At 69.3% G+C, this 22,250-nt stretch carries 19 protein-coding genes, 1 tRNA gene, 3 pseudogenes and 1 riboswitch; of the genes and pseudogenes, 16 read left to right on the forward strand and 7 right to left on the reverse strand.

The window, feature by feature from the left end; all coding sequences use genetic code 11:
- Positions 1 to 89: 89 nt before the first annotated feature.
- The 5 genes and pseudogenes from metF (at position 90) to I8J32_RS01235 (ending at position 5,192) form a co-directional block, all read left to right on the forward strand.
- Entirely contained in the window at positions 90 to 914 is an 825-nt protein-coding gene (metF, locus tag I8J32_RS01215) for a methylenetetrahydrofolate reductase [NAD(P)H] (protein ID WP_200614494.1), read from the forward strand.
- 109 nt (positions 915 to 1,023) lie between these two features.
- Positions 1,024 to 1,638 (forward strand): hypothetical protein, encoded by a 615-nt coding sequence (locus tag I8J32_RS01220; protein ID WP_200614288.1) that lies wholly within the window; start codon positions 1,024 to 1,026, stop codon positions 1,636 to 1,638.
- Positions 1,639 to 1,828: 190 nt separating this feature from the next.
- Positions 1,829 to 2,494 (forward strand): DUF4124 domain-containing protein, encoded by a 666-nt coding sequence (locus tag I8J32_RS01225; RefSeq protein ID WP_200614290.1) that lies wholly within the window; start codon positions 1,829 to 1,831, stop codon positions 2,492 to 2,494.
- A 292-nt stretch (positions 2,495 to 2,786) separates the two neighbouring features.
- Positions 2,787 to 4,058, forward strand: a complete 1,272-nt coding sequence (locus tag I8J32_RS01230) for a M12 family metallo-peptidase (RefSeq protein WP_200614291.1) — start codon at positions 2,787 to 2,789, stop codon at positions 4,056 to 4,058.
- 215 nt (positions 4,059 to 4,273) lie between these two features.
- A pseudogene (locus tag I8J32_RS01235) lies at positions 4,274 to 5,192 on the forward strand (branched-chain amino acid transaminase).
- Positions 5,193 to 5,371: 179 nt separating this feature from the next.
- Here I8J32_RS01235 and I8J32_RS01240 read toward each other — a convergent pair.
- From I8J32_RS01240 to I8J32_RS01265, 6 genes and pseudogenes are all read right to left on the reverse strand, one after another.
- Positions 5,372 to 6,701, reverse strand: a pseudogene (locus I8J32_RS01240) (sensor histidine kinase).
- 142 nt (positions 6,702 to 6,843) lie between these two features.
- Entirely contained in the window at positions 6,844 to 7,524 is a 681-nt protein-coding gene (locus tag I8J32_RS01245; protein WP_200614293.1) for a response regulator transcription factor, read from the reverse strand.
- 445 nt (positions 7,525 to 7,969) lie between these two features.
- Complete coding sequence (gene rimK / locus I8J32_RS01250) at positions 7,970 to 8,887, reverse strand: 30S ribosomal protein S6--L-glutamate ligase (protein WP_200614294.1); 918 nt, start codon at positions 8,885 to 8,887, stop codon at positions 7,970 to 7,972.
- 61 nt (positions 8,888 to 8,948) lie between these two features.
- A complete protein-coding gene (locus tag I8J32_RS01255; protein WP_200614295.1) occupies positions 8,949 to 9,398 on the reverse strand; it encodes an ATP-dependent zinc protease family protein in 450 nt (149 codons plus the stop codon).
- A gap of 168 nt (positions 9,399 to 9,566) precedes the next feature.
- A tRNA-Gly gene (locus I8J32_RS01260) sits at positions 9,567 to 9,640 on the reverse strand.
- Between the two features lie 127 nt (positions 9,641 to 9,767).
- On the reverse strand, positions 9,768 to 11,609 hold the full coding sequence (locus I8J32_RS01265) for an autotransporter domain-containing protein (protein WP_200614296.1): 1,842 nt from the start codon (positions 11,607 to 11,609) through the stop codon (positions 9,768 to 9,770).
- 202 nt (positions 11,610 to 11,811) lie between these two features.
- Between I8J32_RS01265 and thiS the strand changes: the two genes are divergently transcribed.
- From thiS to I8J32_RS01285, 4 genes are all read left to right on the forward strand, one after another.
- On the forward strand, positions 11,812 to 12,009 hold the full coding sequence (thiS, locus tag I8J32_RS01270; RefSeq protein ID WP_200614297.1) for a sulfur carrier protein ThiS: 198 nt from the start codon (positions 11,812 to 11,814) through the stop codon (positions 12,007 to 12,009).
- A 179-nt stretch (positions 12,010 to 12,188) separates the two neighbouring features.
- A riboswitch (cyclic di-GMP riboswitch) is annotated at positions 12,189 to 12,277 on the reverse strand.
- A gap of 236 nt (positions 12,278 to 12,513) precedes the next feature.
- Entirely contained in the window at positions 12,514 to 13,341 is an 828-nt protein-coding gene (locus I8J32_RS01275; protein ID WP_200614298.1) for a thiazole synthase, read from the forward strand.
- Positions 13,341 to 14,069 carry a tRNA (guanosine(46)-N7)-methyltransferase TrmB gene (gene trmB, locus I8J32_RS01280; protein ID WP_200614300.1) on the forward strand — a complete coding sequence of 243 codons (729 nt, stop codon included), beginning with the start codon at positions 13,341 to 13,343 and terminating at the stop codon, positions 14,067 to 14,069. Before I8J32_RS01275 ends, trmB begins: the two co-directional genes overlap by 1 nt.
- A gap of 112 nt (positions 14,070 to 14,181) precedes the next feature.
- Positions 14,182 to 16,026 carry an SLC13 family permease gene (locus I8J32_RS01285; RefSeq protein ID WP_200614301.1) on the forward strand — a complete coding sequence of 615 codons (1,845 nt, stop codon included), beginning with the start codon at positions 14,182 to 14,184 and terminating at the stop codon, positions 16,024 to 16,026.
- A 728-nt stretch (positions 16,027 to 16,754) separates the two neighbouring features.
- Here I8J32_RS01285 and I8J32_RS01290 read toward each other — a convergent pair.
- Positions 16,755 to 17,087, reverse strand: a complete 333-nt coding sequence (locus I8J32_RS01290; RefSeq protein WP_200614304.1) for a Rieske (2Fe-2S) protein — start codon at positions 17,085 to 17,087, stop codon at positions 16,755 to 16,757.
- Between the two features lie 114 nt (positions 17,088 to 17,201).
- Here I8J32_RS01290 and I8J32_RS01295 point away from each other — a divergent pair, with 114 nt between their 5' ends.
- From I8J32_RS01295 to I8J32_RS01325, 7 genes and pseudogenes are all read left to right on the forward strand, one after another.
- Positions 17,202 to 17,531, forward strand: a complete 330-nt coding sequence (locus tag I8J32_RS01295) for a hypothetical protein (protein WP_407060981.1) — start codon at positions 17,202 to 17,204, stop codon at positions 17,529 to 17,531.
- A 3-nt stretch (positions 17,532 to 17,534) separates the two neighbouring features.
- Positions 17,535 to 18,263, forward strand: coding sequence for a fumarylacetoacetate hydrolase family protein (locus I8J32_RS01300; RefSeq protein ID WP_200614305.1), 729 nt, complete (start codon positions 17,535 to 17,537; stop codon positions 18,261 to 18,263).
- A gap of 2 nt (positions 18,264 to 18,265) precedes the next feature.
- Positions 18,266 to 18,613: a hypothetical protein gene (locus I8J32_RS01305; protein ID WP_200614306.1), complete on the forward strand. Its 348-nt coding sequence runs from the start codon at positions 18,266 to 18,268 to the stop codon at positions 18,611 to 18,613.
- A gap of 461 nt (positions 18,614 to 19,074) precedes the next feature.
- The gene (locus tag I8J32_RS01310; protein ID WP_200614307.1) at positions 19,075 to 19,539 is read left to right on the forward strand and encodes a hypothetical protein; all 465 of its coding nucleotides are present in this window, start codon (positions 19,075 to 19,077) and stop codon (positions 19,537 to 19,539) included.
- Positions 19,536 to 19,898: a hypothetical protein gene (locus tag I8J32_RS01315; RefSeq protein WP_200614309.1), complete on the forward strand. Its 363-nt coding sequence runs from the start codon at positions 19,536 to 19,538 to the stop codon at positions 19,896 to 19,898. The genes I8J32_RS01310 and I8J32_RS01315 overlap by 4 nt, the downstream gene beginning before the upstream one ends.
- Positions 19,899 to 20,004: 106 nt before the next feature.
- Positions 20,005 to 20,406: a large-conductance mechanosensitive channel protein MscL gene (gene mscL / locus I8J32_RS01320; RefSeq protein WP_200614310.1), complete on the forward strand. Its 402-nt coding sequence runs from the start codon at positions 20,005 to 20,007 to the stop codon at positions 20,404 to 20,406.
- A 196-nt stretch (positions 20,407 to 20,602) separates the two neighbouring features.
- Positions 20,603 to 22,013: pseudogene (locus tag I8J32_RS01325) on the forward strand (M28 family peptidase).
- Positions 22,014 to 22,250: the final 237 nt, after the last annotated feature.

Genomic DNA, 22,250 nt, shown 5'->3' on the forward strand with positions numbered 1-22,250 from the left:
AGGACGAGCGGCTCTGGCCGATCTGCCTTCAATCCATCGCGATGAAGCGATATGATCCGGGCACGCCCAACGCGGACCGATGCATGTCCCTGCCTCCGATCAGTTTCGAGTTCTATCCGCCCAAGACCGACGAACAGCGCACCCAGCTCGACAAGACCGCGGCCCGGTTGTCCCGGCTGTCGCCGCAATACGTGTCGTGCACCTTCGGCGCCGGCGGCTCGACGCTGTCGTATACGCCCGAAACGGTCGAACGGCTCTATCGGACGCACGGCCTGGATGCCGCCCCGCACATCTCCTGCGTCGGCGGGACCCGCGCAGAACTGAGCGAACTGATCGCCAAGTACAAGGAGATGGGTTGCCGGCGCGTCGTCGCGCTGCGCGGCGACCTGCCCTCGGGCATGGGCCATCCGGGCGAGTTCCGCTACGCCTGCGACCTGGTGGAGTTCATCCGCCGCGAGCACGACGGCTTCTTCCACATCGAAGTGGCCGCGTATCCCGAATGCCATCCCCAGGCCGACGATGCGCTGGCCGACCTCCGGCATTTCAAGCGCAAGGTCGATGCCGGCGCCAACGGCGCGATCACGCAGTACTTCTACAACGCCGACGCGTACTTCCGCTTCGTCGAGGACGCACGCCGGCTGGGCATCGACGTGCCGATCGTGCCCGGCGTGATGCCGATCTCCAACTTCACCCAGCTGCGACGTTTCTCGGAAACCTGCGGCGCCGAGATCCCGCGCTGGATCGGCAAGCGCATGCAGGCATTCGGTGACGATGCCGAGGCCGTGCGCGACTTCGCAAGCGACCTTGTCGCGGCGTTGTGCCAACGCCTCGTGGACGGCGGCGCACCCGGTTTGCATTTCTACACACTTAATCTTTCCAAACCGACGCTGAGCGTATTGAGCCGATTGCAGTGATTGGCGCAGTCATGTTCGGAGCCGATTAAGTTTCGAGTGTATTTCACACATCGCGTTGACTGCGCGGTGCGGACCATGCGTGCGTGTCCACCACCACGCTGCATTCGCCATGAAACCCCTCGCAATCGTCGCTGCCGCCGCCGGACTGCTCGTCACCAGTTTCTCCACGGTCGCCACTTCCGAAGGGATCCAGCGCTGCCAGACCACCGACGGAACCTCGATCTACAGCGACAAGGCCTGTGGCAATTTCGGTGCCCGGCCTTCGCCGATGTCGGGCGAACTGCTAACGCGGCTGGCGCGGGCCGATGCATCGTCGACGTCGACCAGCACGCTCGCCATGCGCGATGCTTCCGAACTGATCCCCGAACCCGTGCCAGCACGCCGCTCGCTGTCGGGCGGCTGCGCGCGCAGTCCGCGCCAACTGTCGGCCGACCTCGTGGGCGCGTTCGCCCTGGGTGACGTCAATCGCATCGCCGAGAGCTATTACTGGACCGGCATGCAGCACCGCCAGGCGATGGGCGTCATGGAGAGACTCGAGCACCTGTCGTCCAAGCCCCTGTCCGAGGCGAAGTTCCTCGCGGCGTGGGTCGGCTCGGGCGATACCGCCGCCGATGAGATCCCCGCCGATTCCGGGCTGATGCAGCTGGTGTTCGCCGGTGACGGCATGCGCGTGGTCGATGTGCAGGTGCGTCGCTACTCGGGGTGCTACTTCATCCGCATGTGAGTCCCCGGCGCGACGAGCGCCGCCACTGGTTGCGCACGGCCTCGTCTCCAATGCGCGCAAGCTGCCATCGGGCAGGCCGGTTCCGCCGGGCACCACCTCCGATGAATCCCCCCAGCGGCCCGCGGACCTGCGCGGCCGTTCTGCGCACTGCGTGCTTTGCCCGGCCAGCCCTCCGGCGTAGGCTGCGGTCATGACCCTGCGTGCCACTGCCCCGCTTGTGCTGCTGTCGCTGTCCCTGGGCCTGCTGACCACCTCGGCGGCGAAGGCGGAAGTGCGTCGCTGCGAGACCCCGTCGGGCCAGACCGTCTTCACCGACCGCAAGTGCACCGACATCGGCGCGACGCAGCGCGTTCCCAACGTTGCCGGCAACACGCCAGCGCGCATGTACCGCGGCGGCTGCGCCCGCAACCTGCAGGACCTGGTGTTCGAGATCACCACCGCGATCGACGCGAAAGACGCCAACCGCCTGGCCGGCGTGTATCACTGGGCCGGCATGTCGGGCACCGCCGGCTACCAGGTGTGGTCCCGGCTCGACACCATCGCGCGCCGACCACTGGTGGACATCGTGCCGGTCATGCCGTCCGCGCCGCCGGTATCCATCCCGCTGCCGCCCCCGCCCGCCGAATCCGCCGCCGCCCCAGCGGATCCGCTGTCCTATTCGTCTCCGGACGCACCGGCTCCCGCCGCGCCCGTGACCACGAATTCCGCGCCCGACCCGCAGCTCTACCCGCAGACCACCATCCGCCGCGCTCCCGTCGCGCTGCGCCTGGAGCAGACGCTGGGCGCCACTGCGACGCCGGCCCGCACGGTGTTCGGCCTGGTCCGCCACTTCGGCTGCTGGTGGGTGCGCCTGTAGGTCTGTTCCGACGATCCATGCCGGCGCGGCCATCCGCGGCGGATCGATCACATCGGCAGTTCACCGCTGCAGGCTCCGGCAGGCCGCCACTTCTGCATCCCCGCGAACCAGGTCGGCCCTGACACGCGGGCGGCGCTTCGTCGACCTGACTGGTTCATCCCCGTTGCGTACCGGCGCGGATTGATGCGATGCCGCGTGCACTTGGCCGCGTCCGCCGCGACTCTCCTCGATCGTGCGCCGCAAGGCGTCGCTGCGCCGGCCCGGCGTAGTCCACCTGAGGAACTTCGAGCCCATGACCCGATCGCTTCCCCTCGTCGCCGGCATCGCCGGTCTCCTGCTGGCCACCAGCGCTGCCGCCGCCGGCAAACCGCTGTTCGTCGGTGTCAACGCCAAGGCCGACGCACGCAACGACCGCGCCCTGCAGACCCTGCTCGCCAACCCCAGCACGCGCGAGGTCAAGCTCCTGCGCGCCGACGCCAGCGCCACGCAGTCCGCGCAGGTCGAACTGATGCTCGGTGGCCGCAAGCTCACCGTCGACCGTTCGCGCAGCGAGCGCACCCCGACGGGCAGCGACGTGTGGTACGGCCGTGTCCAGCACGCCAAGTCGACCCGCTACGCGCCGCGCGAGACGGCCGCCGACCCGCTCAACGACGTCGTCCTGGTCCGCCGCGGCAACGCGATCACCGGCACCGCGCGCGTGGACGGCAAGCTGTACCGCATCCGCCCGATGCCCAGCGGCGCGACCGCCGTGGTCGAGGTCGATGAGAACCGCATGCCCAAGGACCATCCGGTCGACGCCTACCGCCAGATATTCGACGCGGCGATGCGCAAGGCGGTCAGCGCCAAGGGGAAGCCCTGCCGCACCAACTGCGGTGGCGGCGGCACGCCGGTCGATCCGGGCCCGACGCAGACCATCCGCGTGATGGTGGTCGCGACCAACGACGCCATCGCCGCGTACGGCGGCGACATGCAGGCGCTGGTCGAACTGGCGGTGGCCGAGTCCAACCAGGGCTACGTCAATTCGAACATCGGCATCAACATGGTGCTGGCCAACTACTCCACCACCACCTATGCCACCGCGGGCATGAGCACCGACCTGAGCCGCTTCCGCGGCACCAGTGACGGTTACATGGACACCGTCCACGCCACGCGCGATGCCAATGCCGCGGACGTGGGCATGCTGGTGGCCAACGACGCCTCGGCCTGCGGCCTGGCCTCGGGTATCGGCTCCACCGCCGCCACCGCGTTTGCGACGGCGTACTGGGACTGCATCACGGGCTACTACAGCTTCGCCCACGAGATCGGTCACCTGCAGTCGGCGCGCCACGACCCGGCCAACGATCCGACCACCTCGCCGTACGCCTACGGCCACGGCTACCAGGCACCGGGCAACGCCTGGCGCACGGTCATGGCCTACAACTGCACCGGCGCCGGCTGCCCGCGCATCAACTACTGGTCCAACCCGTCGGTAACCTACGGCGGCGTGCCGATGGGCACCTACGACAAGAGCCACAACCAGCGCGTGCTGGTCCAGACCAAGGCAACGATCGCCGGCTTCCGCTGATCCCATCTGTCGATGACACCAGGGCCGCGCGGGCAACCGCGCGGCCCTGTTGTTTCCGGGCACCGGAAGGCGCCGCCGTCGCGGCAAGGGCCGACCAAGGGCTGCACGCGGCCGGGACAGGCGGACATGGCCGGACGGAATACCCCGCCGGCCGGCCCCGCTCCGGGTGGGGCGCTAAACTAGTGGTCTTTTCGTCCCCCACCCGAGCATTGACGATGGCCATGCAATACCCCGAATGGATCTGGCACAACGGCGCGATCAAGCGCTGGGCCGAAGCGACCACCCACGTCATGGCGCACGTCGTGCACTACGGCTCCTCCGTTTTCGAGGGTATCCGCAGCTACCAGACTCCGGACGGCCCGGTGATCTTCCGCCTCACCGACCACAACAAGCGCCTGTTCGCCTCGGCCAAGATCTACGACATGGCCATCCCGTACTCGGTGGACGACATCAACGCCGCCTGCCGCGAAGTGATCCGCGCCAACGACAACACCACCGACTACCTGCGTCCGGTCGCGTACCGGGGCCTGGGCGGGTTCGGGTTGTCGGCCGACACACCGGTGGAAGTGGCGGTCGCGACCTGGAAGATGGGCCAGTACCTGGGCGCGAGCGTCGTCGAGCAGGGCATCGATGCCTGCGTGTCGAGCTGGCAGCGCTTCGCCCCCAACACGCTGCCGGCCGGCGCCAAGGCCGGCGGCAATTACCTGTCGGGCCAGCTGGTCGCGCGCGAGGCACGTCGCCTGGGCTTCGGCGAAGGCATCGCGCTGGCCTCCACCGGCCTGCTCAGCGAGGGCGCGGGCGAGAACCTGTTCCCTGGTCTTCGACGGCGCGCTGCACACCTCGCCGGTGAGCGCCGCGCTGCTCAACGGCCTGACCCGCAACACCATCATCACCCTGGCCCAGGACGCTGGCCTCAAGGTCGTCGAACGCGACCTGCCGCGCGAATACCTCTACCTGTGCGACGAGCTGTTCATGTGCGGCACGGCGGCGGAAATCACCCCGATCCGCTCGGTCGACGGCCGCCAGGTCGGCACCGGCAAGCCCGGTCCGGTCACGCGCCAGATCCAGGAACTGTTCTTCGGCCTGTTCGACGGCTCCACCAAGGACACCTACGGCTGGCTCGAGCGCCTGTAACCGGGCGGCGCTTCGTTGACCCCGCGGTTGCCGCGTGGTCAACCCCATGCAGCCGTGCAGCACGCAGCCGTGCAGCACGCCGTCGCCCGGTTCGCGCTTGTCCAATGGCTCGCGGGACGACGATGCGTTCGCCGACGCTTCCCGGCAGGCAGAGGACGGCCTGCCGAGGCGCCGCGCCGTCAGATGGTGGTGCGCGATCCGAAGGTGAGGATCGCCACCACGCCGCGGTCTTCCCCCGGGCCGCACGCGCACGTCCCAGCCGTAGAGTTCGCACAGGCGGCGCACGATCGACAGGCCGATGCCGCCGCCCTGGGAATGGCCCGCATGGGTGCCGCGATAGCCGCGTTCGAACAGGCGCGCGGCGTCCTCGGCGCTCAGGCCCGGGCCGGAGTCCACGACTTCCACCGCCTGCGGATGCAGGCGGACGATGACCTCGCCGCTGGGCGTGTACTTCACGGCATTGCCGATCAGGTTGCCCAGCGCCACGGCGACGGCGGCCTCGGGGGCGTCCACCACCAGCCCGCGTTCGCCTTCGATCGACAGCGTGAGCGGCTTGCCCGCGAGCTGCGCGCGATGACCGTCCAGCAACTGCTCGCCGACCTTGCCCACGTCGGTGGCGCCATGGCCCCGTTCGTTGCGCGACAGCAGCAGCAGCGCACTGATCAGGTCGGTGCACTGCTGCTCGGCGCGCTGGATGCGCAGCAGGCGCGCACGGGTCTTCTCGTCCAGCTCGGGCCGGGAGAGCAGCAACTCCACCGCGCCGCGGATGACCGCCAGCGGGGTGCGCAGTTCGTGGCTGACGTCGGCGTTGAACTCACGGTCGCGCTGGACGACGTGGGTGAGCCGCTCGGCGTAGTCGTCCAGCGCCTCGGCCAGCTGGCCCACCTCGTCGTCGGGAAAGTGCGAGGCCAGCGCCTCGGGTTCGGCGTGGCGGCCGGACTCCTTCAGGCGGTTGGCCAGTTCCGACACCGGGCTCATCACGCGCTTGGCCGCCCACAGGCCCACGACCAGCGACAGCAGGGTGAACAGGATCACCGAGGCGTACACCGCACGGTTGAACTGCTCCTCGCCGCGCATCGTCTGGCTCATGTCGTAGGCCAGGAAGAACCACGCCTGCGGCGTCTTGCGCACGGCCAGTTTGTAGTTGAGCGGCTGGCCGACCTCGTCGGTACCGGTGATGCCGTGGATGCCGTCTGGAAGGTCGTACCACTCGGGGCGGTTGATACGCACGGAGTCGAACTTGTCAGGCGTGTAGGCGAAGGCGCGTACTTGCCTGAACGCGAATTCCGGGTTGCCAGGATCGCGCGCGAACGCCTCGGCGTAGGCGTTGATGTTGCGGTTCATCACGTCCTCGACCAGCGCGTTCTCCACCCGCGACCGGGTCCAGTTGGTCGCGTAGGCGAACAGCGCGGTCAGCCCGAAGCCGAGCAGGACGAAGGCCAGGATGATGCGGCTGCGCAGCTGCCGGCGGAAACGCGTCTTGTGCGCGGGGCGGGTGTCCGGCGGCATCGGGGATTCGGCGGGGCGCCGCGGCGCGGTCAATGACATGGGCGCGATGCTGTCATGAAGCAGGGGGTCGCGTCGCCGTCCGGCGCCGGGCGCCGGTAGTGCAGCCCGGGCCGGGGAGCAGGCGGCGGCCCGGGCGCGCGGATCAGCTGCCCTCGGGCGGCGCGATCCGGTAGCCGATGCCGTGGCGGGTCTGGATCAGGGGAATCTCGAAGGGCTTGTCGACCACGGCGCGCAGCCCATGGATATGCACGCGCAGCGAGTCCGAATCGGGCAGTTCCTCGCCCCAGACGCGCGTTTCCAGTTCCTGCCGCGTGACCACCGCCGGCGAGGCTTCCATCAGCGCCTGCAGGATCTTCAGTGCGGTGGGGTTGAGCTGCAGCAGCTTGCCCTGGCGGCGCACTTCCAGCGTGTCCAGGTTGTACTCGAGGTCGGCGGTGGTGAGCACCCGCGTCTGCACGCCGCGGCCCCGGCGCGCCAGGGCGTTGAGGCGGACCTCGACCTCCTGCAGGGCGAAGGGCTTGATGAGGTAGTCGTCGGCGCCCGAATCGAAGCCGGCCAGCTTGTTGTCGAGCGAGTCGCGGGCGGTCAGCACCAGCACGGGGGTCTGCTTGCGCGCTTCGTTGCGCAGCTTGCGGCAGACCTCCAGGCCGTCCAGGCCCGGCAGGTTCAGGTCCAGCACGATCGCATCGAAGTCGTGGACGACGGCCAGGTGCAGCCCGGTGATGCCGTCGGCGGCGAAGTCCACCGTGTGGCCGCGGTCTTCTAGGAAGTCGCCGAGGTTGGCGGCAATGTCCTGGTTGTCTTCGATGACGAGGATGCGCATGTGTCCGTCCTGTTGATGAGGCTTCGACCGCACGGGGGCGGCCGGGTTCGCGATCCGCGCTTGCGGCGGGCGGCGGCGGTGAGTTGTCGCCGAAATTAACAAATCCGATGCAAACGGTGTCATCACTGCCCCCTACGGGTGCTGGCGGCGCGCCTGCGAGGAGCGCCGGCCGGAAGTGCCGACCAGGAGTGCCGGTCAAATCTCCGGGCAAAGAAAAGCCCGGATGCGGGGCCTCCGCATCCGGGCCAATAAGGGTGTTGCCCCGATTACCGTCACCACTGCGACCGACTGCTGACGAGGAAGCGGCAGGGATTCCGGTCCGCTCAGGCTACGCCTCCCGGGACTGAAAAGTCCGTTAAAAACGCGTTGAGGGGCGAAGGAAATTCGCCAGGCCGGGGCCGGCTGGGCGCCAACGTTTAACAATTATGTGATTGATTTAAAAAGACTAATGCCGCAGGGCTACCCGGGCGGTCCGGCGTGTCCGACGGGGCGGGAAGCGGCTGGCGATGTGCTGGATGATCGACCCGGCCACGTCCACCCGGCTGGCCGCCTCGATCCCCTCCAGACCCGGCGAGGCATTGACCTCGAGCACCAGCGGACCGCGCTCGGAACGGATCAGATCGACGCCCGCGATCCCCAATCCGACGACCTGCGCGGCGCGGATGGCGACTTCCTGCTCCATGGCCGAAGGCTTGATGCCCTTCGCACTTCCCCCGCGATGCAGGTTGGAACGGAAATCGCCCGAGGGCGCCTGCCGCCGCATCGCCGCCACCACCCGATCGCCGACCACGAAACAGCGCAGGTCCGCGCCCTTGGCCTCGGCGACGAACTCCTGGACCAGGAAATTGGCGTACAGGCCACGCAGGGCCTCGATGACGCTGCGCGAGGCCGAAGGCTTCTCGGTCAGCATCACGCCGGCGCCCTGGGTGCCTTCGTTGAGCTTGATCACGTGCGGCGGCGGACCGAGCATCGCCAGCAGGTCCTGGGTGTCGTCCGGGTTGTCGCCGAACACCGTCACCGGCAGGCCGATGCCTTCAGCGGCCAGCACCTGGTGGCAGCGCAGCTTGTCGCGCGCGATCAGCACCGCGTCGGACGGGTTGGGGGTGTAGCTGCCCATCAGCTCGAACTGGCGCAACACCGCCGAACCGTAGCGCGTGATCGAGGCGCCCACGCGCGGGATCACCGCGTCGTACTCGCCGATGGTCATGCCCTTGTAGTGCATGCCGAAGCCTTCGCTGGTGATGCGCATGTAGCAGCGCAGCGGGTCGAGCACGCGCACCGTGTGGCCCTGCTCGCGCGCGGCCTCGACCAGGCGGCGGGTGGAATAGAGCTTGCTGTTGCGCGAAAGGATCGCAAGTTTCATGGGGGAGATTCGGTAGGCGGGGGAACGGTTCGCGCCGGAGTGCGTCGCGGCCGGACAGGGATTACGCCGTGGCCGCGCGTCGGCGGCCGTGAAGGAAGGAGCGGGCGGGGTCGACGACGAACACGCGCGCCATCGCCGTCCGGCCCAGCAGCATCGGGAACAGCATGGCCTGCCGGTCGGACAGGTTTATTTCGATCTCGCGTTCGATGCCGGCCAGCCGCAGCGGCGTGCGCAGGAAGATGCGCCGGGTACGGTGCCCTCCTGAATCGGTCACCTCGCGCTCGTCGAAGATCGGTGCGGACGCTTCCAGGCCGCCTTCGCCGCCGTGCAGGCCGTTGCTCAGGGCAAAGCCCACCCAGGGCGCCCCACCCTCGCTGAAACGCCACTGGCGGTCCACGTGCAGGGCCGAGGTGCGCGCACCCGAATCGATCTTGGCGCGGACCGACAGGCCCAGCCCCGGAAGGGAGGCCCATTCGCGCCAGCCAAGCACGATGCGTTCACGGTGCGCCATTGCCGCCAAGTCACCACCAGGAAACGACCACCAGAGCGGAAAGGAAAGACGGCGGTCGGCCTTTTCGGCACCGCCGTCGCAGGTGTCGTGCCGGCGCGGGCGCAGGTCACGGGAAGACGGTGCGCCAGGTAGCCGGCGGACGTGCCGTCCGCGCCGGGGCGCAATGCATGGAGCGGGTGATGGGAATCGAACCCACGCTATCGGCTTGGGAAGCCGAAGTTCTACCATTGAACTACACCCGCGCTGCGGAAAGTCTATGCCCGCGCGGCGCGTGTTGGCAACGCGGGGGTCGCGGATAAGACGAAGGGCCCATTGGGCCCTTCGCGTCGTGCAAGTGAACCGGCGCGGTTGCGCCGGCCGGGTGAGGGGTCAGAAGGCTGAACCCAGCTGCAGGAAGACGGTGGAGTTGTTGCCGTTCTTCTGCGCGGCGGTGACCATCGCGCCGACGTTGGCGTTCAGGCCGAACACCTGCGTGCGCACGCCGAAGGTCAGCGTGGCGTAGTCGTCGTCAAACCACACGCCCGGCACGGCGTACGGCGCGGTGCCCGGCAGCGACTGCGACTGCGCCCAGGCCTGGCTCGCCGCGTCCTCGAACTCGCGGTCGTAGGTCAGGCGTGCATACGGACGCACGTGCTCGTTGATGACCGTGTGCGCCTGCCAGCCCACCGAGGCGATGAGCGAGTCGAAGTTCTGCTCGGGGAAGGCCAGCGAAGTGGACAGCGTCGGGTCGCTCTCGGAGAAGCCGTCGATCTCGATGCGCTGTGCCAGCACCGAGGCCACCGGGCCGTGGCGCAGCGGGGACTCGCCGGCGTTGAACTCGAAGCCGGCGTTGACGCCGATGCTCAGGTTGTCGCCGTTGGCCGAGCCGTGGTGGGTGCGGCTGGCCTGGCCGAGCTGGACGCTGCGATCGGTGTCGAAGTCCAGCTGGGCGTAGCTGATCTGCGCCGAGACGTTCGCGTGCTCGCCGTACCAGCCCGCGAAGCCACCCAGGGCCAGTTCCTGCTGGTCGAAGCTGCCACCGCGATGGCCCCAGTCCAGGTCCTGCTGGCCGTAGCCGCCGAACGCGCCCCAGACGAAGTTGTCGTTCGACCAGTCGACGCCGCCGACGATGGACGGACCGGCGCCGTCATACAGGTTGCCGTCGTCGTAGCGCTGGAAATCGCCGCCCACGTCGACCCACCAGCCCAGCTTGCCCTCGTCGCCCGACAGGTTGTCGACGTGCATGGCCACGCGCTCGGCACGCGAACGGCCGGTCATCGCGGCCGAATTGGGCAGCACGGCGATCTGGCGCGGCGCTTCGAGCACCGACACCGCGTACGAGGCGATGATCGAGTGCGCTTCCGTGCTCGGATGCACGCCGTCGGCGAACGCCCGGCCGCTGCCGGTGCTCACGCAGGTCAGCGAGGTCCCGGTGCAGGCCGGGATCACCGCGCTGTTGAAGCCGTAGGCGCCCGGATCGGCGCTGATCTCGCGCAGCAGGTGGTAGGTATCGAGCGGGATGACGCGCAGGTTGTTGGCGGACAGGCCGCCGAACAGCGTCTGGTTGTAGCCGTCGACGAGCTGGGTGATGCCGGCCGAACCGGCCGGGCCCTGCGACACGCCGAAGGGCGTCAGGCCCACGTCGGGCATGGTCGGGACCAGGATGTACTGCGCGCCTGCATTGGTGAGGGTGGCCACCAGGCCGACCTGCGCCTGCGCCGAAGCCAGGAACTGCGCCGGGGTGATCGCGCCGCCGAGGGCGAAGAACAGATCGTTGGCGCCGCCCCACACGGTGAACAGGGCATTGGGGTCGGCACGGCCATTGTTGCGGGCCAGGTACGCGTTGACCTGCGTGGTCAGCGACGGGGCGAACTGGGTCGGGATCTGCGGCGGGTAGCCGGGGCCCGGCACGATCGTCGCGCCGCCGGCGGCGAAGTTGGTGCCGTCAGCCGGGGTGATGACGCCGGTGGCGTGCAGGTTCCAGGCCGAGTCGGCGTTGGTGCCGTAGAAGTCGGCCAGGTACTCCGACCACACCAGGCCCGGGTTGGTGGTGAAGCGGCCGGTCAGCGCGGCGCTGGGGTTGCCACTGAATTCAACCAGGAAGGGCCGGTAGAAGCCCGAGTCGGTGAGGCTGTCGCCGAAGAACACCGTCTCCGAATAGGTCTGCGCGAAAGCGGGGACCGATGCCAGCGCCAGAGCGGCGGCGAGCAGGCGGCGGACGGGCTTGTTCATGCGTGGGTCTCCCTGGGGTGTCTGGTGTTCCGGCACCGCGGCGCCTGGAGGCATACGCGGCCGGATGGAGGCGGCAGGAAACCACGCCGCCGATTCATGCACAAGGGGCGAAGGCCCTGCGCGCGCTGGCTCGCAATAGCCCGCACTGGCCGCGCCGTAGCCGCGCACTGGCCGCGCACGGGGCCAGCGGGGACAATGGCGCATGGATATCGTGATCAACGGGCAGGCCCAAGACGTGGCCGCCACGACCGTACTGGAACTGCTGCAGGCCCAGGGCCTGGCCGGGCGCCGCGTCGCGGTGGAGGTCAACGGGGAGATCGTGCCGCGCAGCCAGCACGGTGAATGCGCCCTGGCGCCGGGCGACCGGGTGGAGATCGTGCACGCGCTGGGCGGCGGCTGACGGATCGGCGGGCTGGAAGGATCAGCGGCGCGGCGGGAAAAAATCCGCAGCGCGGGCCGGCGGGGGAGAGAGGCCCACCGGGCCGCACTGCGCATCTGACCCTCGGACGCGGGAGGCTGCACTTCCCTTCCCGCGTGACCATCCCTCACCCCCTCACAACGCACGACCGCCACCGCCGGTAAGGCAACCTGGCTGTCGCGGGCGGAGGGAGGCGCCCGGACCCTGGGCTTTGCGGCCCCGGCTCGCGCCGGGTGTGCTCTTTGCGTACCCGCGCGGTGGAAGCCGTGCGTGACCGCCGGAGGGAGTCCGGCTGCCAATCAGGCCAACGGCGAGGACGCCGCGCGGCGGCCACGCGACCGCGAAGCCACATGACCGCGTCAGGCCACATGACCGCGAGGCCCATGATCGCGAGGCCGGACCGCGAGGCCCCACCGCGAGGCCCGTGACCGCGAGTCCGATGACCACGCGCCCCGCCCGGCGCCGCGCGCGCGTTAAAATCCCGCCATGACCTCTCCCCTCTACGCTCCGCCCGCGGACCCGCTGGTCATCGCGGGCCAGGTTTATGGCTCCCGCCTGCTCACCGGCACCGGCAAGTTCAAGGATCTGGACGAAACCCGCCGCGCCACCGAGGCCGCCGGCGCCCGCATCGTCACCGTGGCCATCCGCCGCACCAACATCGGCCAGAACCCCGGCGAGCCCAACCTGCTCGACGTCCTCCCGCCCGACCGCTACACCCTGCTGCCCAACACCGCCGGCTGCTACACGGCCGACGACGCGGTGCGCACCTGCCGCCTGGCGCGCGAACTGCTCGACGGCCACCGGCTGGTGAAACTGGAAGTGCTCGGCGACCAGAAGACGCTCTACCCCGACGTCGTGCAGACGCTGGCCGCCGCCGAGATCCTGGTCAAGGACGGCTTCGACGTCATGGTCTACACCAGCGACGACCCGATCCTGTGCAAGCGCCTGGAGGAGATCGGCTGCGTCGCCGTGATGCCGCTGGCCGCGCCGATCGGCTCGGGCCTGGGCGTGCAGAACCGCTACAACCTGATGGAGATCGTCGAGAACGCGCGCGTGCCGATCATCGTCGACGCCGGCGTGGGCACCGCCTCGGACGCGTCCATCGCCATGGAACTGGGCTGCGACGGCGTGCTGATGAACACCGCCATCGCCGGCGCGAAGGATCCGGTGCTGATGGCCCACGCGATGAAGCTGGCCGTCGAGGCCGGGCGCGCGGCCTTCCGCGCCGGACGCATTCCACGCAAGCGCTACGCCAGCGCGTCCTCGCCCGTGGACGGGCTGGTCGGCGGTACTGACGCATCCCACTCAAGCTGATGGCGGACCAGGAACAGAAGAAGGCCCCGCCCAAGCCCTTCACCATCGAGGAAGGCCACCGCCGCGTGCGCAGCTTCGTGCTGCGGCAGGGCCGCTTCACCCCCGCGCAGCAACGCGCCTTCGACGAACTGTGGCCGCGCTTCGGCCTGGACTACACCGGTACGCCGCGCGATTTCGACGCCGCGTTCGGGCGCCACGCGCCGCGCGTGCTGGAGATCGGCTTCGGCAACGGCGAGGCCCTGCGCTTCGCCGCCCAGCACGACCACGCCCGCGACCTGATCGGCATCGAAGTGCACGCACCCGGCGTGGGTCGCCTGCTCAATGCACTGGCCCAGGACGGCAGCGACCACGTGCGCCTGTACCACCACGACGCGGTCGAAGTGCTCACCCACGAGATCGCCGACGGCGCCCTCGACGAGATCCGGATCTATTTCCCCGATCCGTGGCACAAGAAGCGTCACAACAAGCGCCGCCTGGTGCAGCCGGAGTTCGCCAATCTGCTGGTGCGCAAGCTCGCGCCGGGCGGACGCTTGCACCTTGCCACCGATTGGCACGACTATGCCGAGCAGATGTGGGACGTGCTTGACGCCACCGCGGGCCTGGTCAACCGCGCCGGACCGCGCGGCTCCGTGCCCCGCCCCGAGTGGCGGCCGCAGACGCATTTCGAGACGCGTGGCCAGAAGCTCGGCCATGGCGTGTGGGACCTGCTGTACGACAAGCCCGGCTGACCGGCCACCGGCGCGCGAGGGCTGAGCGCGCGCGCCGCACCGGAATCGCCGACCCCGCGCAGCCCGCTGCGCGCGTTACGAGAACCAGCGCCAGAGCACCCGATCCCACTGCATGGATACCGCCCTCCCGCTCACCACCGACATGAAGCTCGTGCTCGGGCTGGTGGTGTTCACGATGGTGATGTTCCTGTTCGAGCGGATCCGCGCCGACGTGGTCGCGCTGGTGGTGCTGGTGCTGCTGGGCCTCGCCGGCCTGGTCGAACCCGAACTGCTGTTCAACGGCTTCTCGGGCAACGCGGTGATCAGCATCGTCGCCACGATGATCCTGGGCGCGGGCCTGGACCGCACCGGCGCCCTCAACCGCCTGGCCGGCTGGCTGCTGCGACGCGCCAACGGCGTGGAACAGCGATTGCTGCTGTACACCACGGCCGTCGCCGGCCTCAATTCCTCCTTCATGCAGAACCCGTCGGTGATGGCGCTGTACATGCCCGTCGCCTCGCGCCTGTCCTCGCGCACGGGCCTGTCGCTGCCGCGCCTGCTGCTGCCCATCGCCGCGGCGATCGTGATGGGCGGCGCGCTGACGATGGTCGGCAACTCGCCGCTGATGCTGCTCAACGACCTGCTGGTCGCGGCCAACGCCAACCTGCCCTCCGGCGCGGCCACGATCGAGCCGCTGAAGATGTTCGCGCCACTGCCCATCGGCCTGGTGCTGGTCGGGGCGAGCCTGGCGTACTTCCACTATTTCGGCGACCGCCGCCTGCGCGACAAGGAAGACGAAGGCCCCGGCGCCACGCCCGCGCGCACGCAGAGCTACTTCGCCAAGACCTACGGCATCGACGGCGACGTGTACGAGCTCACCGTCAGCGCCGACAGCCCGCTGGTGGGCATGTCGCTGGGCGAGGCCGAGGCCCTGCGCGGCGCGCCGCTGCTGCTGGCCCTGAAGACCGGCGACGAGTCGCGACTGGCGCCGCCGGCCGACGCCCGCATCTGGGTGGGCAGCGTCCTGGGCGCCATGGGCGACAAGCAGGTGGTCGCCGACTTCGCGCAGAACAACTTCCTGCGCCTGAGCGCGCGGCTGCGCAACTTCGCCGACCTGTTCAACCCCAGCCGCGCGGGCATCTCCGAGGCGGTGGTGCCGCCGACCTCGAAGTTCCTGGGCAAGAACGCGGCCGACCTGGGCCTGCGCAAGAACCTGGGCCTGAGCCTGCTGGCGGTGAACCGCGACAAGCAGGTGCTGCGCGAGGACCTGCGCAACATCATCCTGCGCTCGGGCGACATGCTGGTGCTGCACAGCATCTGGACCGACCTGGCCGAAGCCTCGCAGAGCAAGGACCTGGTGGTGGTCACCGACTACCCCAAGGGCGAACAGCGCCCGCACAAGCTCAAGATCGCGCTGGCGATCTTCACCGTGGCGATGCTGCTGGCCCTGTCCTCGCGGCTGCCGGTGTCGATCGCGCTGATGACCGGCGTGGCCGGCATGCTGATCGCCGGCGTGCTGCACATCGACGAGGCCTACGCGGCGATCAACTGGCGCACGGTGTTCTTGATGGCCTGCCTGATCCCGCTGGGCTGGGCGATGGACTCCAGCGGAGCCGCGGCGTGGGTGGCCGGCCACAGCCTGGAGCAGCTGCCACGCGGCACGCCGATCTGGATGCTGGAGATCCTGGTGGGCGTGCTCACCACCGCGTTCTCGCTGGTCATCAGCCACGTGGGCGCGACGATCGTCGTGGTGCCATTGGCGATCAACCTGGCGCTCGCGGCCGAGGGCAATCCCACGGCGTTCGCGCTGATCGTCGCGCTGTCGGCGTCGAACAACTTCATGACCGCGTCCAATCCGGTCATCTCGATGGTCACCGGCCCGGCGGGCTACACCGCGCGCGATCTGTGGCGCATCGGTGGACCGCTGTCGATCATCTATACGATCGTGATCGTGGCGATGGTGGAGTTGATGTTCTGATTGCTTAGCGCCTTCCCCCGCTCCGCGGGGGAAGGTTGGGATGGGGGGCGACGATCGCCGCGCCCTCAACCCAGGCCGCGCGGTCCATTGAGAAGCCGGACCACCGTCGAGGCGACGGCGGATCAAGACCCGCCCTATGCGCCGTGTCTTGCGTTTGCGGTTGCGGTTGCTCCCACGCATACCAACATCCAGCTTCAACCGTAGACCCGGAGGGCGGCCGGCATGGATGCCGGACGTTTTTTGCCGCGCCATGGATGGCGCGTTGGAAAATCCCGGCGTCGATGATGCGGCCGGTTAGAGTTGGACGTATCCGCACTTTCTTGGTTACTTTCTTGATGAGCGCCGTTGGCGCTCACCCCTTCGGGGCCGGCTCCGCCGTTCGCACTTCGTGCGTGTGCGAGCAAAGAAAGTAACCCGCCGCAAGGCGAGGCGCTTTTCGACAGCGAAGCTGGTCAAGCCTTTGAACTGGCCTGTCCACTCTTTTGCATTTGAACTTGAGAGGCACAGTGTGCGGCGTGGGTTGAGGGCGCCGCGATCGTTGGCCCCCATCCCAACCTTCCCCCGCGCAGCGGGGGAAGGGGCTGATGCGCGGCGATCGTCGGCCCCCCATCCCAACCGTCCCGGCCAGCAGGCACAGCCTGCTGGCGTTCGATGACGCGCGGACCAGTGGTCCGCAAACGCGTCCTCTCAACCCCCGCGAAGCGGGGGAAGGGGCTGATCCGCGCCAATCACTCCGCCAAATACACCCCACCATCCCGCACTTCCACCGCCACCGCACGCAACGACGCTCCACGACACGGCCCCGCCACGCATTCACCGCGCGACAGTTCAAAACTCGCCCCATGCGCCGCGCACACCAGCAGGCCTTCCTTCGTGCGCAGGAACTGCCCTGGCGCGTAATCCAGCCGGCGACCCGCGTGCGGACAGATGTTGAGCCAGGCCTGCACGGCCTCGCCGCGGCGATACAGCAGCAGGGATTCGGCGTCGCCGTCGAGCGTCGCCTCGTGTTCGGCAAACCCGCCGTCCTCGATTCTGTCAAGCGGCAGCAACAGCGTGCTCATATGCGCCAACCTGCCAAACCGGTCTCATTGCTTAACGGAGTTCTCACACTCTGCCCTGTAGCCCGACCGATACTGCGTGCCCGGTCCTCATGCCGGATTGTGTCATCACAGGGGATGTCAGTCGAAATGTTTGCCCACGCCTTCCGCTTCGAGCCGTTCAAGACCGGTGCCTTCCAGGCCCGGATGCGCAGCACCTTCGCGCCGCGCAAGCCGCGCCATCGCGTGCTGCGTATGGTGTTCGGTTTGATCGGCGTGGCGCTGCTCGCGCTGCTGGTGATGTTCGGCCTGTTCGTCGGCGCGGCCATGATCGCCACCGGCATCGCCTACAAGCTGTGGAAGCAGCGCGGCAAGCCTGTCGCGCGCGTCGACGCGCGCCGCGGCGCACTCGACGGTGAATACCGCGTGGTCGGCAGCTCCGCCGCTGCATCGCTCCCGCTGCGCTGACACATGGGCGACGTCATTGCCGCACATGCGGCGCCGCGCGTTCCGGTGCGTGGCGCCGGCCTGGCCGCTGACAGCGCCTTCCCCGTCCACCGCATCTACTGTGTCGGCCGCAACTTCGCCGACCACGCGCGCGAGATGGGCGCCACCGCCCCGACCTCGGCCGCCGATCGCGGCCAGCCGACCTTCTTCCTCAAGCCCGCCGACAGCCTGGTGACCGACGGCGTCGTGCCGTATCCGCCGGGCACGAACGACCTGCACCACGAAGTCGAACTCGTTGTCGCGCTGGGCCGCGACGCGCCGGCCGGCGTGCTTGCGCGCGAGGACGCGATGGCGCTGGTGTACGGCTACGCCGTCGGCCTGGACCTCACCCGCCGCGACCTGCAGGCCGCGGCCAAGGCCAGGAGCCTGCCCTGGGATACCGGCAAGTCCTTCGACCACGCCGCGCCCATCGGCGCCATCGTGCCGGCGGCGGAACTGGGCGAACTCGGCGGCCGCACGCTGTCGCTGCAGGTCAACGGCGCCACGCGCCAGTCGGCATCGCTCCACGACCTGATCTGGTCGGTGCCCGACATCCTCCACGAACTCTCGCGCCTCTACGCGCTGCGCGCCGGCGACCTGGTCTTCATGGGCACGCCCGCGGGCGTGTCGGCGCTGCAGGTGGGCGACGTGTTCGAAGCGCGCCTGGACGACGTGCTGTCGCTGTCCGGCCGCATCGCCCCACCCGTCGCCTGACCATGGCCGCCACCACCGCCGAAGCGGCGCCGCAGCGTCGCTGGCTCGTCGCCGGCGGCTGGGGCCTGGCCATCGCCCTGCTGGCCCGCGTGGCGATGCTGGCCTGGAGCGCCCCGCACTCCGTGCTGCTGTTCCTGTTTCCACTGCCCGCCTGGCACGTGCCGGTGGCAGGCGTGCTCGGCCTGGTGACGGGCCTGTGCGTGTTCTTCCGCTGGCGACGCCCGGGCCGCAGGGCCGTCGTCATCGCCATGGCCATGCTGATCCTGGCGCTCGTGGCGCACCGGCTGATCTTCGACGTGGATCTGGTCAACGGCTGGTGGCCGGGGTTCTGGACGCAGGGGCAGGGTTGAGCCCAGTACCTGGCTGGGTGCTCGAATCCAGTTTTTGTCTTCCCGAATCCAATTCCGGTCTTCCCGAATACTGCTTTGGTCTTCGCGAATCCAATTTCGGTCCTCCCGAATCCAATTCCAGCCTTCCCGAAGCCTGCAGAGGATTCCCGAAGACCGAATCGGTCTTCGGGAAGGCAAATTCCGGATTCCGGAAGACGAAATCTGGATTCGCGAATCCTGTTTCGGGCTTCCGGAATCCGTGACGGCTTGCGGGAGTGCTCCACAGCCTTCCAGAGTCCTCCCCAGCCTTCCGGAGTCCTCCCCAGCCTTCCGGAGTTCTCCCCAGCCTTCCGGAGTGCTTCCGGCCCTTCGGGAATCCTCCCCAGCCTTCCGGCAAGGACTCCAGCCTGCTGGGATGCTCCCACCCGCGGGAAGTCCGTCCCCATTTGCTAGGCTGCGGGCAACGACCGGGAGCCGAGCCGATGGACCGCGACCCCTATGCCGCACCGGACAGCGGCCCCCCTCCCCAGGCGCTTGCCGCGGCGGCGCCTGCGTTCACCCCGCTGCTGCTGCGCGCCATGCTGGCCACGATCGGCGGGCTGCTGGTCGGCGGTCTGTTGCTGGTCGCGGCGATGGTCGCCTACAGCGCGATGGGGCCGGCACAGGGCCAACCGGTCGACGACCCGGTCCTCCTGGGTTTCTTCGCCGTGCTGATCGGCGGCCTGCCGCTGCTGCTGGTCGGCGCGCCCGGGTACGCGTTGCTCGTGCGCTGGGGTCGCGCCAGCGTGCCCAGCGTGGCGCTGCTCGGCGCCGCACCCGGATTGATGTTGCGGGCGCTCGGCGTGCCCGCCGGGCTGGTGCTCATGGTCCTCGGCGTCGTCGTGGCCCTGGCCGCGCATGCGCTGTTCCGGTGGCAGGCCCACCGCGCGAAGGGGAAATCGGCATGAAGACCACGCATCACGTGCTGGCGTTGCTGCTCGCCGCTGCCTGGCCGGGCGCGGCGTGGGCCAGCTGGACACTGGACTTCGGTGTCGGCGGCTACTGCATCGAGATGGAAGTCGGCGACGACGCCGCGCCGGTCGTCGGCCGCGTGCGCTTCTTCGCGCCGGGCGACAGCACCGGGATTCCGCTGCGGCCGCAGGACGTCCGCGTGGATGCGTTCGACGTCGACCGGCGCCAGCTGCACCTGGAGCACAAGGGTTCCGGCGCCGGCGCGCCGGCCTTCGACCTGCGCGTGGACGGCGAAAGCGGCGTGCTCGAGATCGACGGCCAGCAGCTGCCCGCGCCGTTCGACTGGCAGATGTAGCACGCGCTCCAGCGCGTGGACCGGGCCGCTTGCCGGCCCCTGCGGCGACCGGAGTAGAGTGACCGCGACCCGCCCCGCGGCGGCCACCCCCGATGGGAGCACCCCGATGAGCCTGATCTCGGAATTCCGCGAATTCGTCCTGCGCGGCAACGTCATCGACCTGGCCGTCGCCGTCGTCATCGGCGCCGCCTTCGGCAAGATCATCACCGCGCTGGTCGACGGCATCGTCATGCCGGTGATCAGCATGCTCACCGGCGGGGTCAGCGTGGCGGACTGGAAGTTCGTGATCACGCCGGCGCAACTGGATGCAGCCGGCAAGCAGGTCGCCGCCGAAGTCGCGATCCGCTACGGCATGTTCTTCCAGACCGTCATCGACTTCGTGCTGATCGCGCTGGTGATCTTCATGGTGCTCAAGGCCTACAACCGGATGCGTGCGGCGCCCGTCGCGGCGCTGCCGCCGGAAGACGTCCTGCTGCTGCGCGAGATCCGCGACAGCCTGCGCAAGTAGGCCACCCAGGGTCCCGCGCGGCCCGGCATCCCAAACGCCACGTTCGGCAAGCCACAAGCGTGGCTGCGGCCTGTCGCCAAAAATCCTCATCGCAGGCGTGACCGTGCGCGCGCCGCAAGCGGGCCCGGCGCGGGTAAGCTCGCCGCTTCCTTTTCTAGCCGGGACCCGGAAACCATCATGCGTATCGCGCCGGTCGTTGCTACCTCCGTGCTGTTGGCAGGTTCGTTGTTCGCCGGTTCGCCGCACGCGGCGGCGCCCCGCGCCCACGCGCATCCCGCAGGCCGCGATCGATGCCTCGCAGCAGCTGCGCGAACGCGCGCTGGACAGCCGCCTGGCCTACGAGATCGTGGCGTCGCTGACCAGCGAAGTCGGCCCGCGCATGGCCGGCAGCGAGGCCGACGCGCGCGCGGTGGCCTGGGCGCAGGCGAAGTTCAAGGCGCTGGGCTTCGACAAGGTGTGGCTGGAGGAAGTGCGCTTTCCCAAGTGGGAACGGCGCAGCGAACACGCGGCGATCGTGGGCCACTACGCGCAGCCGCTCACCATCGCCGCGCTGGGCGGCAGCCCGGGCGGTACGGCGCAGGGCGAGGTCGTGCGCTTCGCGGACCCTGGCCGCGCTCGAAGCCGTCCCGGCCGGCTCGCTGGCCGGCAAGATCGCCTTCATCGACAACGTCATGGAGCGCGCGCGTGACGGCGCGGGTTATGGCACGGCCTCGCGCATCCGCTCGCGCGGCCCGTCCGCGGCGATCCGTGCCGGCGCCTCGGCCTACCTGATGCGCTCGGCCGGCACGGACTGGCACCGCAATGCCCACACCGGCATCACCCGCTTCGATGAAGGCCTCACGCCGATCCCGTCGGCGGCGTTGTCCAATCCCGACGCCAGCCAGCTCGCGCGCCTGCTCGCGCTGGGCCCGGTCACGGTGCGCGTCGCGCTGGACTGCGGCTGGGATGGCGAGGCGGTGTCGTACAACGTGATCGGCGACATCCGCGGCGCGAAGAAGCCGGGCGAGATCGTGCTGATCGGTGGTCACCTGGATTCCTGGGACCAGGGCACCGGCGCGATCGACGACGGCGCGGGCGTCGGCCTGACCATGGCGGCCGGCGCGCTGATCGGGCAGATGAAGAAGCGCCCGGACCGCACCGTCCGCGTGGTCGCCTTCGCCAACGAGGAACAGGGCCTGCTCGGCGGCAAGGCCTACGCGCTCAAGCACGCCGACGAGATCACCCGCCACGTGATCGCCGCCGAGAGCGACTTCGGCGCCGGCCGCATCTATGCCTTCCGCAGCGGCGCGCCCGAGCGCGCGCAGGGCGCGATCGCGCAGATCGTGCAGGCGCTGGCACCGCTGGGCATCGAGCACAGCCCGACCGAGGGCGGGCCGGGGCCGGACATCAGTCCCTTCGCCGAGAAGGGCATGGCCTGGGCCGCCCTGCGCCAGGACGGCTCGGACTACTTCGATTTCCACCACACGCCCGACGACACGCTGGACAAGATCGACCCGGCGGCGCTGGCGCAGAACGTCGCGGCGTATGCGGTGTTCGCGTACCTGGCGGCGAGCGCGCAAGGCGATTTCGGGAGTGAGGCGAAGGCGGTTGTGACGCCGGATGAGTGAGGGGGGATGCCTCCCTTCCCCGCGTAGCGGGGAAGGAGCTGATCGACGCGATCGTCGGCCCCCATCCCAACCGTCCCGGCCAGCAGGCACAGCCTGCTGGCGTTCGATGACGCGCGGACCAGTGGTCCGCAACGCGTCCTCTCACCCCCCGCGAAGCGGGGGAAGGAGCTGATTCGCGGCGATCTGTTGCCCCGATCCCAACCTTCCCGGCCAGCAGGCACAGCCTGCTGGCGTTCG

The organism is Lysobacter solisilvae (assembly GCF_016613535.2).
Taxonomy (GTDB): Bacteria; Pseudomonadota; Gammaproteobacteria; order Xanthomonadales; family Xanthomonadaceae; genus Agrilutibacter; species Agrilutibacter solisilvae.